At 72.3% G+C, this 14,266-nt stretch carries 12 protein-coding genes and 2 pseudogenes; 6 read left to right on the top strand and 8 right to left on the bottom strand.

Features of this window, described 5'->3' with window-relative positions; translation table 11 throughout:
* Window positions 1–117 precede the first annotated feature (117 nt).
* A complete protein-coding gene (locus QRN89_RS31860) occupies window positions 118–1,371 on the bottom strand; it encodes an extracellular solute-binding protein (protein ID WP_290352876.1) in 1,254 nt (417 codons plus the stop codon).
* Between the two features lie 198 nt (window positions 1,372–1,569).
* Here QRN89_RS31860 and QRN89_RS31855 point away from each other — a divergent pair, with 198 nt between their 5' ends.
* Complete coding sequence (locus tag QRN89_RS31855; protein WP_290352875.1) at window positions 1,570–1,794, top strand: dodecin; 225 nt, start codon at window positions 1,570–1,572, stop codon at window positions 1,792–1,794.
* Window positions 1,795–2,156: 362 nt separating this feature from the next.
* On the opposite strand, the gene QRN89_RS31850 is transcribed toward QRN89_RS31855, so the two are convergent.
* Entirely contained in the window at window positions 2,157–2,699 is a 543-nt protein-coding gene (locus tag QRN89_RS31850; protein WP_435833284.1) for a phosphatase domain-containing protein, read from the bottom strand.
* A 3-nt stretch (window positions 2,700–2,702) separates the two neighbouring features.
* Window positions 2,703–3,049, bottom strand: a pseudogene (locus QRN89_RS31845) (cupin domain-containing protein).
* 94 nt (window positions 3,050–3,143) lie between these two features.
* Here QRN89_RS31845 and QRN89_RS31840 point away from each other — a divergent pair.
* The 3 genes and pseudogenes from QRN89_RS31840 to QRN89_RS31830 all read left to right on the top strand — a co-directional run.
* Window positions 3,144–3,569 (top strand): annotated as a pseudogene (locus QRN89_RS31840) (SDR family oxidoreductase); the annotation flags it as partial.
* Between the two features lie 105 nt (window positions 3,570–3,674).
* Entirely contained in the window at window positions 3,675–4,697 is a 1,023-nt protein-coding gene (locus tag QRN89_RS31835) for an MsnO8 family LLM class oxidoreductase (protein WP_290352873.1), read from the top strand.
* 10 nt (window positions 4,698–4,707) lie between these two features.
* Window positions 4,708–7,077, top strand: coding sequence for an excinuclease ABC subunit UvrA (locus tag QRN89_RS31830; protein ID WP_290352872.1), 2,370 nt, complete (start codon window positions 4,708–4,710; stop codon window positions 7,075–7,077).
* Window positions 7,078–7,206: 129 nt separating this feature from the next.
* On the opposite strand, the gene melC2 is transcribed toward QRN89_RS31830, so the two are convergent.
* Together melC2 and melC1 are read right to left on the bottom strand one after the other, a co-directional pair.
* Window positions 7,207–8,034, bottom strand: a complete 828-nt coding sequence (gene melC2 / locus QRN89_RS31825) for a tyrosinase MelC2 (RefSeq protein WP_290352871.1) — start codon at window positions 8,032–8,034, stop codon at window positions 7,207–7,209.
* 17 nt (window positions 8,035–8,051) lie between these two features.
* Window positions 8,052–8,459: an apotyrosinase chaperone MelC1 gene (melC1, locus tag QRN89_RS31820; RefSeq protein ID WP_290352870.1), complete on the bottom strand. Its 408-nt coding sequence runs from the start codon at window positions 8,457–8,459 to the stop codon at window positions 8,052–8,054.
* 427 nt (window positions 8,460–8,886) lie between these two features.
* Here melC1 and QRN89_RS31815 point away from each other — a divergent pair, with 427 nt between their 5' ends.
* On the top strand, window positions 8,887–9,666 hold the full coding sequence (locus QRN89_RS31815) for a crotonase/enoyl-CoA hydratase family protein (protein WP_290352869.1): 780 nt from the start codon (window positions 8,887–8,889) through the stop codon (window positions 9,664–9,666).
* An 81-nt stretch (window positions 9,667–9,747) separates the two neighbouring features.
* Here the strand turns inward: QRN89_RS31815 and QRN89_RS31810 are convergent, their stop codons facing one another.
* From QRN89_RS31810 to QRN89_RS31800, 3 genes are read right to left on the bottom strand one after another with little or no spacing between them, the layout of a single operon-like run.
* Window positions 9,748–10,494 carry a succinate dehydrogenase/fumarate reductase iron-sulfur subunit gene (locus QRN89_RS31810; RefSeq protein WP_290352868.1) on the bottom strand — a complete coding sequence of 249 codons (747 nt, stop codon included), beginning with the start codon at window positions 10,492–10,494 and terminating at the stop codon, window positions 9,748–9,750.
* Window positions 10,491–12,437 (bottom strand): fumarate reductase/succinate dehydrogenase flavoprotein subunit, encoded by a 1,947-nt coding sequence (locus QRN89_RS31805; RefSeq protein ID WP_290352867.1) that lies wholly within the window; start codon window positions 12,435–12,437, stop codon window positions 10,491–10,493. Before QRN89_RS31805 ends, QRN89_RS31810 begins: the two co-directional genes overlap by 4 nt.
* 1 nt (window position 12,438) lies before the next feature.
* The gene (locus QRN89_RS31800; protein WP_290352866.1) at window positions 12,439–13,143 is read right to left on the bottom strand and encodes a succinate dehydrogenase; all 705 of its coding nucleotides are present in this window, start codon (window positions 13,141–13,143) and stop codon (window positions 12,439–12,441) included.
* An 85-nt stretch (window positions 13,144–13,228) separates the two neighbouring features.
* Between QRN89_RS31800 and QRN89_RS31795 the strand changes: the two genes are divergently transcribed.
* Window positions 13,229–14,143, top strand: coding sequence for a LysR family transcriptional regulator (locus QRN89_RS31795; RefSeq protein WP_290352865.1), 915 nt, complete (start codon window positions 13,229–13,231; stop codon window positions 14,141–14,143).
* Window positions 14,144–14,266: the final 123 nt, after the last annotated feature.

Raw genomic sequence — 14,266 nt, 5'->3', positions numbered from 1 at the left:
AAGCGGCCGTGTCCCGGGACGGGACGGGAGGAGGAGCGCGGGCGAGGGTGCGAGGGCGGCGACGGACTCGGCGGCCGAACCCGGGAACCGGGCGGGGCGTCCGGGCGAGGAGACGGTTCAGCTGCCGGCGAGGACGCTGGTGATGCGCTCGGAGGCGGCCCGCCCCGCCGTCTCGGGGTCGGCGCCGCCCAGCACGGCCGTCATGTACGGCTTGATGGGGTTGTCCTCCTCGACCTCCGCCCACTGCGGCGAGTTCGGCGTCGCTCGGCCCTGCGCGGCGCCGGCGGCCATCGCGGCGGTGCCCTCCTGTCCCTCGATCACGGACGCGAGGCCGGCCTTGTTGGGCACGTAGCTCATGGTCCTCGCGAGGTCCGTCTGCCAGCGCTCCCCCGCCAGCGCCTTGACCACCTCGATCGCCGCGGCACGCTCCCCGGCCCTCACGGGGATGATGAGGTCCGAGCCGCCGGTGAACACGGCGCCCGGCTTCCCGGCGGTCTTCCCCGGGACGGGGAAGAAACCGAGCCGGCCCTCGAGCGCCGGGTTCTCCTTCACGATGAGCGTGGCGGCGGACGGGGTCGCGATGATCTGGGCGACGTTCCCCTCGGCGAAGACGCCGGTCTGCGGCGGGGTCATCTCGTCCGCGTTCCCGGGCCCGTCCCCGAGTGCCTGGAGCTTCTTGTAGAACTTCATCCCGCGCACCGCGGCCGGCTCGTGCAGGGCGCCCTGCCAGGCGCCGCCCCGGTCGACGGCGAGGTCGCCGCCCTCGTCCCAGACGAAGCCGGCGAGGGTGTACCAGTCCTGTCCGGACAGGTATATGCCCTGGTTTCCGCTGGAGTCGAGCTTCTCGGTGGCTTCGAGCCACTCGGAGCGGGTCTTCGGGGGGCGGCTGATCCCGGCCTCCTCGAAGAGGTCCTTGTTGTAGACGACGACGCGGTTGGCGGCGTACCAGGGGATGCCGTACTGCGTCCCGTGCACGCTGCCGGGCTCGGCGAGCCCCGGCAGCCAGTCCTCGCCGCCGAGGTCGCGGATGGACTCCAGGGTGAGGTCGAGGAGCCTCTCGCTCTCGGCGTACTGGGCGACCTGGGTGTTGCCGACCTCGATGACGTCGGGGGCGTCGTCGCTGTCGAGTGCCGTGAGGACCTTCCGTCCGATGCCCGTCCACTCCTGGAAGGTGACGTCCAGTTCGATGCCCGGGTGGGTCTGCTCGAACTCGGTGACGAAGCGCTCGAGGAAGTCCTCGGACACGCTGTCCTTCATCAGCCAGACGGTGACCGTACGGTCGCCGGGACCGCCGCCCGGAAGAAGCCCGCAGCCCGCGAGGGCGGTTGCGGACACGAGGGCGACGGCACCGGCCAGGAAACGGTTCATCACGTAGGTCACCTTCTGCGTGGGGGCACGGGGAAGTGAACGCGACGTGGGGGGAACGAACAGGGTTCGTGACGGTTGCGCGTGGCTGGGATTTTGGTCTGGACCAAGTTCCGGGGTCAACCCCCGACGTCTCGCGGAGCGGGACCGGCTGGGGCACGGTGGAGTGAAGTCAGCGGCACGGCTGAGAGGAGAACGGCCCTCATGTCCCACCACACCTACCGGGTCACCGAGATCGTCGGCACCTCGCACGAGGGCGTCGACCAGGCCATCCGGAACGGCATCGCCCGCGCCGGGCAAACGCTGCGCGGCCTCGACTGGTTCGAGGTCACGCAGGTGCGCGGCAACATCGCGGACGGCGAGATCGAGCACTTTCAGGTCGGCCTGAAGGTCGGCTTCCGGATCGAGGACGCGGAGGGCGCGGGCTGACGCCGTCACCCGGCCGGCCGCACGGACCCCCGCGGATCCACGGCGCCGCGGCCGCCCCTGAACCGGGTGTGTGACACCCGCCACGTGGCGGGGGCGAGGGTGTGCCGGGCCCCGGTGCCGTGCGGAACGAAGCGTGGCGCGGGCGTCACGTCACACGGCTCACGCCCCACGGCACGGGCACGGGCACGGCGCGAGGGTCCCGCCCGTGACGGGGCACGACACGCATCCGCCAGCACGTGCCGTGACCCGTCGACGAGGGGTGGGGTACCCGCCGGGCGCTGTCGCTCCGGTGGGCTGCGACCGTCGCGCCGCACCCCGAAGGGGCGACGGCGCCGTCTGACGCGCGGTGCACGTGCGCGCCGTCAGGTGCGGCCCTCCGTCTGCTGGGCCGCACGCATCGCCGTGGAGGTCGTGGCCCAGCGGGCGCGGACGACACGGAAGCCCTCCCGTTCCGCCGCGTCGCACACGAGTTCGTCGTCGTCGACGAGCACGCGGATCTCGCGGGTGCGTTCGAGGCGCCGCAGGATCTCCAGCTTGGTCGTGCGCGCGGGGCGACGGTCGTCGTTGCGCCGCATCCAGATGCGACCGAGGGGCAGTCCGTGGCGCTCCAGCCAGGCCACGGTGTCCGCGCGACAGCGCTCGGGCCGCCCGGTCAGGTACACGACCTCGCAGTCCTCCGCCGACTCCGCGACCAGCCGCAGCCCCTCCGTGAGGGGGGTGTCGTCCGGAGCCGCCGCGAAGAACCCGGCCCAGTCGCGCGGCCTGCGCTCCAGGAAGTGCTGCCGGTGGCCGGTTTCGGCGAGGGTCCCGTCGAGGTCGAACACCGCGAGCGGCCTGCCGCCCCGGATCGTCTGCGTCTGCTGCGTCACGGGCCCCAAGGGTACGGCCCCCGCCGGGCCGCGCATCCGTCAGGACGGCCGGGGCGCCCGCCTGTCCCTGCGCTGCTCCAGTTCCTCTTCGTCGACGAGGACGAGCATCGGCTTGTCCGGCAGGCACGTCATCGTGACGACGAACGGGGCGGTGCGTCGGTGCGATGGTTGCCGTCCTGGTAGTGGATCACGTCACCGCCCGGTTCCCAGAACGCCTCCCCGGCCCGGACCACCCTCTCCGGCTCGCCCTCCGGCTCGACGACCATCTCGCCCTCCAGCACATAGCCGAAGGCCGGTCCGACGTGCCGGTGGGGCGGTGTGCCGGGGTCTCCGGGGTCTCCGGGGTCTCCGGGGTCTCCGGGAGGAAACTCGACCAGCAGGGTCATGACGTGCGCGCCCCTCGGGAACGGAGGGCGGTTGCGCCTCCTGGACGACCTCACCGCCGTTTTCCAGGCCTCGGACCGCTGCCCCTGGTTCACCGACTACTACCGGGCCAAGACCGCGCAGGAGAACGTCCTCGCGAGCGGGCCGACACCCTATTCGATCGTGCGGGCGACACAGTTCTTCGAGTTCGTCGAAGCGATCATGTCCTGGACCACCGACGGCGACGTCGTCCGGCTGCCTCGCACCCCCGTGCAGCCGATCGCCGCCTCCGACGTGTCCGCGGCGGTCGTGGGCGCCGCCACCGGCAGCCCGCTGCAGGGCATCCGCAGCATCGGCGGCCCCGAGGTCTTCCCTCTCGACGAACTGGGACGGATCACGCTGGCCGCGCGGCCGGACGGCCGGAGAGTGGTCACCGACGACCAGGCGGGTCCGTTGGCGCCGGTGGCGGGAGACGTGCTGACCGCGCCGGACGGCTCCGACCTGGGCCCGACGTACTACGGGGACTGGCTCGGGCGCCGGTAGCCCCTGCTTCAGCGGCCGGACCCGGCGCAGACAGCGCACCCGGCGTGTCACCCGTGGTGGGCCGGCGCCGGGGAATCCCCACGCCCCCGCCCTGTTGAACCCTTCATGAGCTCTGTCATCGCCTCGACCCGCTTCTCGGTACTCGACCGCTCCCGCACCCGGGAGGGGCAGGACGCCCCCCGGGCGCTGCGTGACACCGTGCGGCTGGCACAGCAGGTCGAGGAGCTGGGATTCCACCGTTTCTGGGTCTCCGAGCACCACGGCGTGTCGGGCGTCGCGGGCTCGGCGCCGACGGTACTGGCGGCCGCCGTCGCCGCGGCGACCTCCACGATCCGGGTCGGCACGGGCGGGGTGATGCTGCCCAACCACCAACCGCTCGTCGTGGCGGAGCAGTTCGGGGTGCTGGAGTCGCTGTTCCCCGGCCGGATCGACATGGGACTCGGACGCTCGGTGGGCTTCACCGACGGGGTACGCCGCGCGCTGGGGCGTGAGAAGGACGACGCCGAGGACTTCGGGGCGCAGCTGGACGAGCTGCTGGGCTGGTTCGAGGGGACGCGTCCGCCGGTGCACGCCCGCCCGTCGGAGGGGCTGCGGGTGCCGCCGTTCGTCCTGGCGACCGGTGAGGGGGCCGGCATCGCCGCGGCCGCGGGCCTCCCCCTGGTGATCGGCGACCTCAGGGACCGGGAGCGGCTGCTCTCCGCGATCGAGCGGTACCGCACCGGCTTCCGGCCGTCGCCGTGGGCCGCGGAGCCGTACGTCGTCGTGGCCGGCACGGTCGCGGTCGCGGCCACCGAGGAGGAGGCCCGGCGGCTCCTCGTGCCGGAGGCGTGGGCGATGGCGCACGCCCGTACGCACGGCACGTTCCCGCCGCTCGCACCCGCCGAGCGGATCGAGGCCATGACGATGACGGAGAAGGAGCGCGGCCTCCACGAGTCGGGACTGCGCGGTCACCTCCACGGCACCGAGGACGTGGTCAGGGACGCCCTGGAGGGCGTGATCAAGGACACCGGTGCGGACGAGGTGCTGGTGACGACGAGCACGTACGATCGCGCGGCGCTGCTCGGCTCCTTCCGCCGACTCGCACACATAGCGGACCTGACCAGGGGAAACGCGACGGCCTCCGCCTAGACTTCCCGATATGCACGGCCCTGACGACCCCTGGCACAGCGCACACGACCCCTTCGTCCGCGTCCGCGGCGCCCGCGAGCACAACCTCAAGGGCGTCGACGTCGACATCCCCCGGGACACCCTCACGGTCTTCACCGGAGTGTCGGGGTCCGGCAAGTCCTCGCTCGCCTTCGGCACGATCTACGCCGAGGCGCAGCGGCGCTACTTCGAGTCGGTGGCCCCGTACGCCCGCCGGCTGATCCACCAGGTGGGCGCGCCGAAGGTCGGCGGGATCGACGGGCTGCCCCCGGCCGTCTCCCTGGAGCAGCGCCGCTCCTCCCCCACCTCGCGCTCCTCCGTCGGCACGGTCACGACCCTCTCGAACTCACTGCGGATGCTGTTCTCCCGGGCCGGCAGCCACCCGCCGGGCGCGCCCCGGCTCGACTCGGACGCGTTCTCGCCGAACACCGCCGCCGGGGCGTGTCCCGAGTGCCACGGCCTGGGGAGGATCCACCGCACCGGCGAGGACCTGCTGGTGCCCGATCCGTCGCTGTCGGTGCGGGAGGGTGCGATCGCCGCGTGGCCGGGGGCCTGGCAGGGCAAGAACCTGCGCGACGTGCTGGACGCCCTCGGGTACGACGTCGACCGGCCGTGGCGGGAGCTGAGCCGCGAGGACCGGGACTGGATCCTGTTCACGGACGAGCAGCCGGTCGTGACGGTGCACCCGGTGCGCGAGGCGGGTCGTATCCAGCGCCCGTACCAGGGCACGTACACGAGCGCGCGACGGTACGTGATGCGCACCTTCGCCGACTCCAGGAGCCCGGCGCTCCGCGCGAAGGCGGAGCGCTTCCTGACGAGCGTGCCGTGCCCGGGATGCGGGGGCAGCCGGCTGCGCCCGGAGGCGCTCGCGGTGTCGTTCGCCGGCCGGACGATCGCCGAGCTCGCCGCGCTGCCGCTGACCGAGCTGGCCCAGGTGCTGAGGTCCGGGCCGGACGACGGGACGGCCCGTACCCTCACCGCGGACCTGCTGGCCCGGATCGGGCCGGTGACCGAGCTGGGTCTCGGCTATCTGAGCCTGGACCGGACCGCTCCCACGCTCTCCGCGGGCGAGCTGCAGCGGCTGCGGCTGGCCACCCAGCTGCGGTCCGGTCTCTTCGGGGTCGTGTACGTCCTCGACGAGCCGTCCGCGGGCCTGCACCCGGCCGACTCCGAAGCGCTGCTCGTCGTGCTGAACCGGCTGAAGGCGGCGGGGAACACGGTCTTCGTGGTCGAGCACCATCTGGAGGTGGTGCGGAACGCGGACTGGCTGGTGGACGTGGGCCCCCGAGCCGGCGAGCACGGCGGCCGGGTGCTGCACAGCGGCCCGCCGGAGCGACTGGCGCAGGTGGCCGAGTCGGCGACGCGCCGCTTCCTCTTCGACCGGACGCCGGTGCCGGAGCGGGTTCCTCGTGAGCCGTCGGGCGAGCTGGGGCTGGGGCCCGTCACCCGGCACAACCTGCGCGGGCTGACGACCCGGCTGCCGCTCGGCGTGCTCACCGCCGTCACCGGTGTGTCGGGCTCGGGCAAGTCGACGCTCGTCGGCTCCATCACCGGCGAACTGCCCGGGGTGGGGCGGATGGTGACGGTGGACCAGAAACCGATCGGCCGCACGCCACGGTCGAATCTCGCCACGTACACCGGGCTCTTCGACGTCGTCCGCAAGTTGTTCGCGGCCACCGGCGAGGCTCGGGGGCGCGGTTACGGCGCCGGGCGGTTCTCGTTCAATGTGGCGGGCGGCCGGTGCGGGACCTGCCAGGGCGAGGGCTTCGTCTCCGTCGAACTGCTCTTCCTGCCCAGCACGTACACCCCCTGCCCGGACTGCCGCGGGGCGCGCTACAACCCGGAGACGCTGGAGGTGAGATACGAGGGCCGGAGCATCGCGGAGGTCCTCGATCTCACCGTGGAACAGGCCGCCGAGGTGTTCGGGGACACCCCAGCCGCCGTGCGGAGCCTGCGGGCGCTGCTCGACGTGGGTCTCGGCTATCTTCGGCTGGGCCAGCCGGCTACGGAGCTGTCCGGCGGGGAGGCGCAGCGCATCAAGCTCGCCACGGAACTGCAGCGACTGCGGCGCGGTCACACGCTGTACGTCCTCGACGAGCCGACGACCGGGCTGCATCCCGCCGATGTGGAGGTGCTGATGCGGCAGTTGCACGGGCTGGTGGACGCGGGGCACACGGTGGTCGTCGTCGAGCACGACATGGACGTGGTCGCCGAGGCCGACTGGGTGGTCGATCTGGGGCCGGGCGGTGGCGACGCGGGCGGCAGCATCGTGGCCGAGGGCACTCCGGCCGAGGTGGCGCGGGCGGCGGGGAGCCGCACCGCGCCGTATCTGGCCCGTGCCCTCGGCCGGTCCGCCGGCTGAGCGTCCCGCCTCCGGGGGCGGTGCCGGCGCGGCCGGGTCCCGTGGCCCGTGACCTTCCGGCCCCGGGCCGCGGACGGGCCCGGGCCGCGGACGGCCCCGGGCCGCGGACGGCCCCGGGCCGCGGAGGCGTCAGGCCGCCGTGTCGTAGGTGTAGTACGACCGGTGGTCGAGCATGTCCGCCGGGGTCACGTCGTTCCAGGGGCGCATGGTGTCCCGGAGGTCCACGACGTTCGGCGTGCCGGCGGCGGGCAGGTAGGGGGAGTTCGGGTGCCGCTGCTGCCACTCGGACCAGAGCCTGTCGATGAAGGCGTGGTGGAGCCAGAACACCGGGTCGTTCGGGGAGACGCCGGTCGCCATCTGGCCGCCGACCCAGACGTGGACGCGGTTGTGCAGATTGACGCCGCGCCAGCCCTCGAGGTGGTTGCGGAAGCCGTCGGATGAGCTGTTCCACGGCGGCGCGTCGTAGGTCGGCATGGCCAGGACGGAGTCGACCTCGGCCCTCGTCGGCAGCTGCCGGCCCCCGGAACCCAGGGCTCGGCGGAGGAAGTTGCGGCCGTCGACGCGGACGTTGAGGGTCCAGCCCCCGGACGCGGCCGCGAAGGGGCCGTCCATGACCTGTCCGTCGCGGGTCCGGCCGGTGCCGCCGAGGAAGTCGGCGGCCCACAGCGAGGAGGCGGGGGTGCGGTCGGCCGTCCAGTCCCAGTACGGGAGCGCCACGGACGGGTCCACGGACTGCAGTGCCTGCTCGAACTGGATGAGGAATCTTCGGTGCCACGGCAGGAACGACGGCGAGCGGTGACCCACCCGGTCGCCGTTGTCGGTGTCGCTCATGATGAAGGCGTTGTGCGTGGTGACGAAGGTGTCGTACTGCCCGTTGCGCTTGAGGGCGAGGAGGGCGTTGACGAACCGCCGCTTCTCGTCGGCGGAGAGCTGGGCCTGGTTCTTGCGTACGGTCATGGCGGTATTGCTCCGGTTCAGCCGAGGGCGAGCGGGACGAGGGCGGCGCCCTGGAGTTCGGTGACGGCCGCGCGGGCGAGGGCCCGCGGGGTGGCCTGCGGCTCGTAGTGATTGATCACGCTGATCCAGGTGCCGTCCGCGTTGCGCATGACGTGGAGCTCCTCGCCGTCTATGCGGACGGTGTAGCCGGCGCCGTGGCCGCCGTGGTGTCCGCCCCCGTGACCGCCGTCGTGCGCGGGACCCCCCTGTATACGGCGGCCCTTGTAGACCTCGTCGAACGAACCGGGCGCGGCGGCCGCGCCACGGGTGCCGTGCTCCCGCGGATCCGCGGTCCGCACCGCGGCGTGAGCGGCGCCGGCCGCGGCGAGGCCGGCGGCGGTGCCCGCGGCGACGCCCAGGGCCTGGCGGCGGGTGATTCCGGACATGCGTTACCCCCAAGTGGATGTGGTGGAGCGGCGGTTCCGGTGGTCGGGCCGGAACCGCCGTGACCATGCCTACAGGCCGTCCGGCGCCGGGCCGTAACCGGGACGGGCGGGTTGGCCGCCATACGGACAAGTCCCCCCACACAGTGCAGGGTTGAACAGTGCTGATCTTGCTGTTCGTGGCGTGGATGTGTCGTTCGGACGCAAGAACCGCAGTCATATGTGACAGTCGTGTGAAAAATCTTCACGTTGCGACCATCGGACGTGCCGGGCGTCACAGGGAAAATCTGTCCGGAAAATATGCCAAGAGCGGGGGTGTGAATACCTCCATGCAGACGGCCGGACGGCCGGCCAGGGGGTTGTGCCGGCACCGAGCCCCGGGAAGGATCCTCGACCGGACCTGGCAGGCGCATCAGCGGGAGGACGAACGATGGGTGACACCCCGGCCGTACGGATCGAGCGCGACGGCCCCGTCCTCACCGTCGTCCTCAGCCGCCCCGAGGTGCGCAACGCGGTGGACGGCCCGACGGCGGCACTGCTGGCCGACGCCTTCCGTCGGTTCGAGGCGGACGAGGACGCCGCCGTCGCCGTGCTGTGGGGCGAGGGCGGCACGTTCTGCGCCGGCGCCGATCTCAAGGCCGTCGGCACCGGGCGCGGCAACACGGTCACCGCGGACGGCGACGGCCCGATGGGCCCGACCCGGATGCGGCTGAGCAAGCCCGTGATCGCCGCGGTCTCCGGCCACGCCGTGGCGGGCGGCCTGGAGCTCGCCCTCTGGTGCGATCTGCGGGTCGCCGAACAGGACGCGGTCTTCGGGGTGTTCTGCCGCCGCTGGGGCGTCCCGCTGATCGACGGCGGCACGGTGCGGCTCCCGCGGCTCATCGGCGAGAGCCGCGCCATGGACCTGATCCTCACCGGCCGCCCCGTACCGGCCGCCGAAGCCTACGGGATCGGGCTCGCCAACCGGCTCGTCCCGCCCGGGGAGTCCCGGCGCGCGGCCGAAGCGCTCGCCCACGAGATCGCCGCGTTCCCCCGGCTGTGCCTGCGCCACGACCGGCTCTCCGTACGCGAACAGCACGGCCTGCCCGAACCCGAGGCGCTCGCGGGCGAGTACCGGCACGGTCTCGTGCCCCTGTCCGCCGGCGAGACGCAGTCGGGCGCGGACCGCTTCACGGGTGGCGCGGGCCGCCACGGGTCCTTCACGGACTGACGACCCGTGGCGGCCCGCTCCCCCGTCGTGGGGTGCGGCTGGGCCGTGTCCGACCGCCGTGCGGGATGTGCCGGACGCGGCCTACCGCTTGACCTTCCGCGTGGCACGCAGCCACTCGCGGTTCATCGCCGTGATGGACGGGAGCGGAATGCCCTTCGGGCAGGCCGTCGCGCACTCGCCGGTGAGGGTGCAGCCGCCGAAGCCCTCCTCGTCCATGGCGGCGACCATGTCGAGCACCCGCGTCTCGCGCTCGGGCGCGCCCTGCGGGAGCACGTTGAGGTGGTTGACCTTCGCCGAGGTGAAGAGCATCGCCGAGCCGTTGGGGCAGGCTGCGACGCACGCCCCGCAGCCGATGCATTCGGCGTGTTCGAAGGCGGAGTCGGCGTCGGCCTTGGGGACCGGTGTGGCGTGTGCCTCCGGAGCGGAGCCGGTCGGGACGGAGACGTAGCCGCCCGCCTGGATGATCCGGTCGAACGCCGAGCGGTCCACGACCAGGTCCTTCACCACCGGGAACGCGGAGGCACGCCACGGCTCGACGTCGATCGTGTCGCCGTCCTCGAAGGAACGCATGTGGAGCTGGCACGTGGTGGTGCGCTCCGGGCCGTGCGCGTCGCCGTTGATGACCAGCGAACAGGCGCCGCAGATGCCCTCGCGGCAGTCGTGGTCGAAGGCGACCGGCTCCTCCCCGCGCAGGATGAGTTCCTCGTTGAGGGTGTCGAGCATCTCCAGGAACGACATGTCCTCGGAGATGCCGTCGACCTCGTAGGTGGCCATGGCGCCGGGTGCGTCGGCGTTCTTCTGGCGCCAGACGCGCAGTCTGAGCTTCATGCGTAGCTCCGCTGGGTGGGATGGACGTACTCGAAGACCAGGTCTTCCTTGTGCAGGACGGGCGCGGCGCCGGTGCCGGTGAACTCCCAGGCGGCGGCGTAGGAGAACTCCTCGTCCCTGCGCTCCGCCTCGCCGTCCGCGGTCTGGGACTCCTCACGGAAGTGGCCGCCGCAGGACTCCGACCGGTGCAGTGCGTCGAGGCACATCAGCTCGGCCAGTTCCAGGTAGTCGACGACGCGGTTCGCCTTCTCCAGCGACTGGTTGAACTCCTCTCCGGTGCCCGGGACCTTGATCCGGCGCCAGAACTCCTCGCGTATCTGCGGGATCCGGTCGAGCGCCTTGCGCAGCCCGGCCTCGGTGCGGGCCATGCCGCAGAACTCCCACATCAGCTCGCCGATCTCGCGGTGGAACGAGTCGGGCGTACGGTCGCCGTCGACGGAGAGCAGCAGGTTCAGCCGGCCCTCGGTCTCGGCGAGCACCTCCGCGACCGCCGGGTGCGCCGCGTCGACGGCTTCCGGGTGCGGATGGCGGGCCAGGTAGTCGTTGATGGTCGACGGCAGCACGAAGTAGCCGTCGGCGAGGCCCTGCATCAGCGCGGAGGCGCCGAGCCGGTTGGCGCCGTGGTCGGAGAAGTTGGCCTCCCCGATCGCGAACAGCCCGGGCACGGAGGTCTGCAGGTCGTAGTCGACCCAGAGACCGCCCATGGTGTAGTGCACGGCGGGGTAGATCCGCATCGGCACCTCGTACGGGTTCTCCGCGGTGATCCGCTCGTACATGTCGAAGAGGTTGCCGTACTTCGCCTCGACCTCGGCCCGGCCCATGCGGCGGATCGCGTCGGCGAAGTCGAGGTACACGCCCTGTCCTCCGGGACCGACACCGCGTCCCTCGTCGCAGACGTTCTTCGCCGCGCGCGAGGCGATGTCGCGGGGGACGAGGTTGCCGAAGGACGGATAGATGCGCTCGAGGTAGTAGTCGCGCTCGTCCTCGGGGATCTCGTTGGCCGGGCGGGTGTCGCCCTTGGCCTTCGGCACCCAGATCCGGCCGTCGTTGCGCAGCGACTCGCTCATCAGCGTCAGCTTGGACTGGTGGTCGCCGGTGCGCGGGATGCAGGTGGGGTGGATCTGGGTGAAGCAGGGGTTGGCGAAGTACGCGCCGCGCCGGTGGGCCCGCCACACGGCGGTGGCGTTGGAGTTCATCGCGTTGGTCGACAGGTAGAAGACGTTGCCGTAGCCGCCGGTGGCCAGGACGACGGCGTCGGCGAAGTACGCGTCGATCCGGCCCGTGATCAGGTCGCGGGCCACGATGCCCCGGGCCCGCCCGTCGATGACGATCAGGTCCAGCATCTCGGTTCGCGCATGCATCTCGACGTTGCCCGCCGCGATCTGCCGGGACAGCGCCTGGTAGGCGCCGAGCAGCAGTTGCTGGCCCGTCTGGCCGCGGGCGTAGAACGTACGGGAGACCTGGACGCCGCCGAAGGAGCGGGTGTCGAGGAGACCGCCGTACTCCCGGGCGAAGGGCACGCCCTGGGCGACGCACTGGTCGATGATCTCGACGGAGATCTGGGCGAGCCGGTGGACGTTGGACTCCCGTGCCCGGAAGTCGCCGCCCTTGACGGTGTCGTAGAAGAGGCGGTGGATGGAGTCGCCGTCGTTGCGGTAGTTCTTGGCCGCGTTGATGCCGCCCTGGGCGGCGATGGAGTGGGCGCGGCGCGGGGAGTCCTGGTAGCAGAACTGGACGACGTGGTAGCCCTGTTCGGCGAGGGTCGCGCCGGCCGAGCCGCCGGCGAGTCCCGTGCCGACCACGATCACGGTGTGCTTGCGGCGGTTGGCCGGGTTGACCAGTTTGGCCTCGAAGCGGCGGCGGTCCCAGCGGTCGGCGATGGGGCCGTCGGGCGCCTTGGTGTCGGCGATCGGGGCGCCGGTCTCGTAGTGCGGATAACTCATGTCAGCTCACGACTCCGGTCATGACGGCGACGGGTACCGAGATGAAGCCCACCGTCAGCACCAGCGCGAGGCCGTTGGCGGCGGTCCTGAGGGCGCGGTCGCGGCGTACGCTGCCCGCGCCGAGGGTCTGGGCGGCGCTCCAGAACCCGTGGCGGATGTGCAGTCCGAGGGCGAGCATCGCGGTGAGGTAGACGGCGTTGCCGTAGGGGGTGGAGAAGGTCGCGACGACGTTCTCGTACGGCCTGCCGGGCTGGGCGTTCTCGTTGACGGTGAGCGTGGTCAGGTCCAGCAGGTGCCAGACGATGAACAGCCCGAGGATGATGCCGCCCCAGCGCATGGTGCGGGTGGCGTAGCTCGCGCGCCGGCGCTTGTGGACGTACTTGCTCGGGCGGGCGCGGATGTCCCGCCGGCTGAGCTGGTACGCCGACACGCCGTGCAGTACGACGGCCGCGAGGAGCACGAGGCGGACGATCCAGAGCGCCCACTCGTAGTGGAGGAACGGCTCACCGAGCGTGCGCAGCCAGTGGGCGTAGCCGTTGAACTCGTCGGAGCCGAAGAAGATCTTGAGGTTGCCCAGCATGTGGACGACCAGGTAGCCGAGCATGATCAGGCCGGTCACGGCCATGACCGTCTTCTTGCCGACGGTCGACTGCCAGAGCGTGCGCGTCATGGACGGCCGTCGGCCCGTCCGCGTTGCGAGAGCCATGGACACAGACGCTAGGCGGGAAGGCACCGAGAGGTCCAAGACATGATCCGGCTGATCTCAATAGGCGGGGTCTATCGTGGGAGGTATGCAGTTCCAGCAGCTCCAGTACTTCGTGGCCGTCGCCGAGACCCGGCACTTCACCCGGGCGGCGGAACGGGTGCACGTCTCCCAGCCCTCGCTGTCGCAGCAGATCCGGGCGCTGGAGAAGGAGCTGGGCGCGGAGCTGTTCAGCCGTGCGCGCGGCAACATCGCCCTCACCGACGCGGGTGAGGCGCTGCTCCCGCTGGCCCGGCGGATCCTCGCCGACGCCGACACCGCCCGGCACGAGGTGCAGGAGCTGGCACAGCTGCGGAGGGGACGGGTGCGGCTGGGGGCGACCCCGAGCCTGTGCACGGGCCTGCTGCCGGACGTGCTGCGCGCCTTCCACGATCTCCACCCAGGGATCGAACTTTTGATCGAGGAGGGCGGCTCGCACGATCTCGTACGGCAGCTGGCCCGCGGGGCGCTCGACCTCGCCCTGGTGGTGCTGCCCCTGCCGACGCCGTCACCGGCACTGACGACGGTGGAGCTGCTCCAGGAGGACCTGGTGGTGGTCTCCTCGGCGGCGTCCCCCGCGCCGCGCCGGCCGGTGCGGATCGCGGATCTCCAGGGCGAGCCGCTGGTGATGTTCCGGCACGGGTACGACCTCCGGGAACTCACGGTCGCCGCGTGCCGTGCGGAGGGCTTCGAACCGTCGTTCACGGTGGAGGGCGGAGAGATGGACGCGGTGCTCGGTTTCGTGCGGGCGGGCCTCGGTGTGGCGGTCGTGCCCCGCATGGTCGCCGCCGCCCGCGCGGGCCGCGACCTCCGGGTCACCGCCCTCGCCCGCCCCGGCCTGCGCCGCACGATCGCCCTGGCCCACCGCAGCGATGTGGCCCCGCCGCGGGCGGCCCGCGAACTCCAGCGCCTGCTGCTGCAGACGCGCACGTCGGCTCCGCGGAAGCCGGGCGCCGACGCCTGAGGCGCGGGGACCTGCCCGTCGGTCGATCACCGCGGCGGCGTCGATCCCGGCCGGTCGTCCGGGTACGTCCCCCGGCGCCGAGGCCGGCGGCACGGGGGCGCCCCGGGCGACCCTCGCCAGGGA

This window comes from Streptomyces sp. HUAS CB01, from assembly GCF_030406905.1.
GTDB classification, from domain to species: domain Bacteria; phylum Actinomycetota; class Actinomycetes; order Streptomycetales; family Streptomycetaceae; genus Streptomyces; species Streptomyces chengbuensis.
The sequence above is the reverse complement of the archived record's forward strand: the minus strand, read 5'-3'. Positions and strand labels throughout refer to the sequence as shown.

Excerpts from the sequence above, each read along its gene's own strand:
- QRN89_RS31830 (WP_290352872.1), top strand. The coding sequence starts at position 4,708 with ATGCACGGCCCTGACGACCCCTGGCACAGCGCACACGACCCCTTCGTC.
- QRN89_RS31810 (WP_290352868.1), bottom strand. The coding sequence starts at position 10,494 with ATGAAGCTCAGACTGCGCGTCTGGCGCCAGAAGAACGCCGACGCACCC.
- QRN89_RS31815 (WP_290352869.1), top strand. The coding sequence starts at position 8,887 with ATGGGTGACACCCCGGCCGTACGGATCGAGCGCGACGGCCCCGTCCTC.
- QRN89_RS31850 (WP_435833284.1), bottom strand. The coding sequence starts at position 2,699 with ATGCGCGGCCCGGCGGGGGCCGTACCCTTGGGGCCCGTGACGCAGCAG.
- melC1 (WP_290352870.1), bottom strand. The coding sequence starts at position 8,459 with ATGTCCGGAATCACCCGCCGCCAGGCCCTGGGCGTCGCCGCGGGCACC.
- melC2 (WP_290352871.1), bottom strand. The coding sequence starts at position 8,034 with ATGACCGTACGCAAGAACCAGGCCCAGCTCTCCGCCGACGAGAAGCGG.
- QRN89_RS31835 (WP_290352873.1), top strand. The coding sequence starts at position 3,675 with ATGAGCTCTGTCATCGCCTCGACCCGCTTCTCGGTACTCGACCGCTCC.
- QRN89_RS31800 (WP_290352866.1), bottom strand. The coding sequence starts at position 13,143 with ATGGCTCTCGCAACGCGGACGGGCCGACGGCCGTCCATGACGCGCACG.
- QRN89_RS31855 (WP_290352875.1), top strand. The coding sequence starts at position 1,570 with ATGTCCCACCACACCTACCGGGTCACCGAGATCGTCGGCACCTCGCAC.
- QRN89_RS31805 (WP_290352867.1), bottom strand. The coding sequence starts at position 12,437 with ATGAGTTATCCGCACTACGAGACCGGCGCCCCGATCGCCGACACCAAG.
- QRN89_RS31795 (WP_290352865.1), top strand. The coding sequence starts at position 13,229 with ATGCAGTTCCAGCAGCTCCAGTACTTCGTGGCCGTCGCCGAGACCCGG.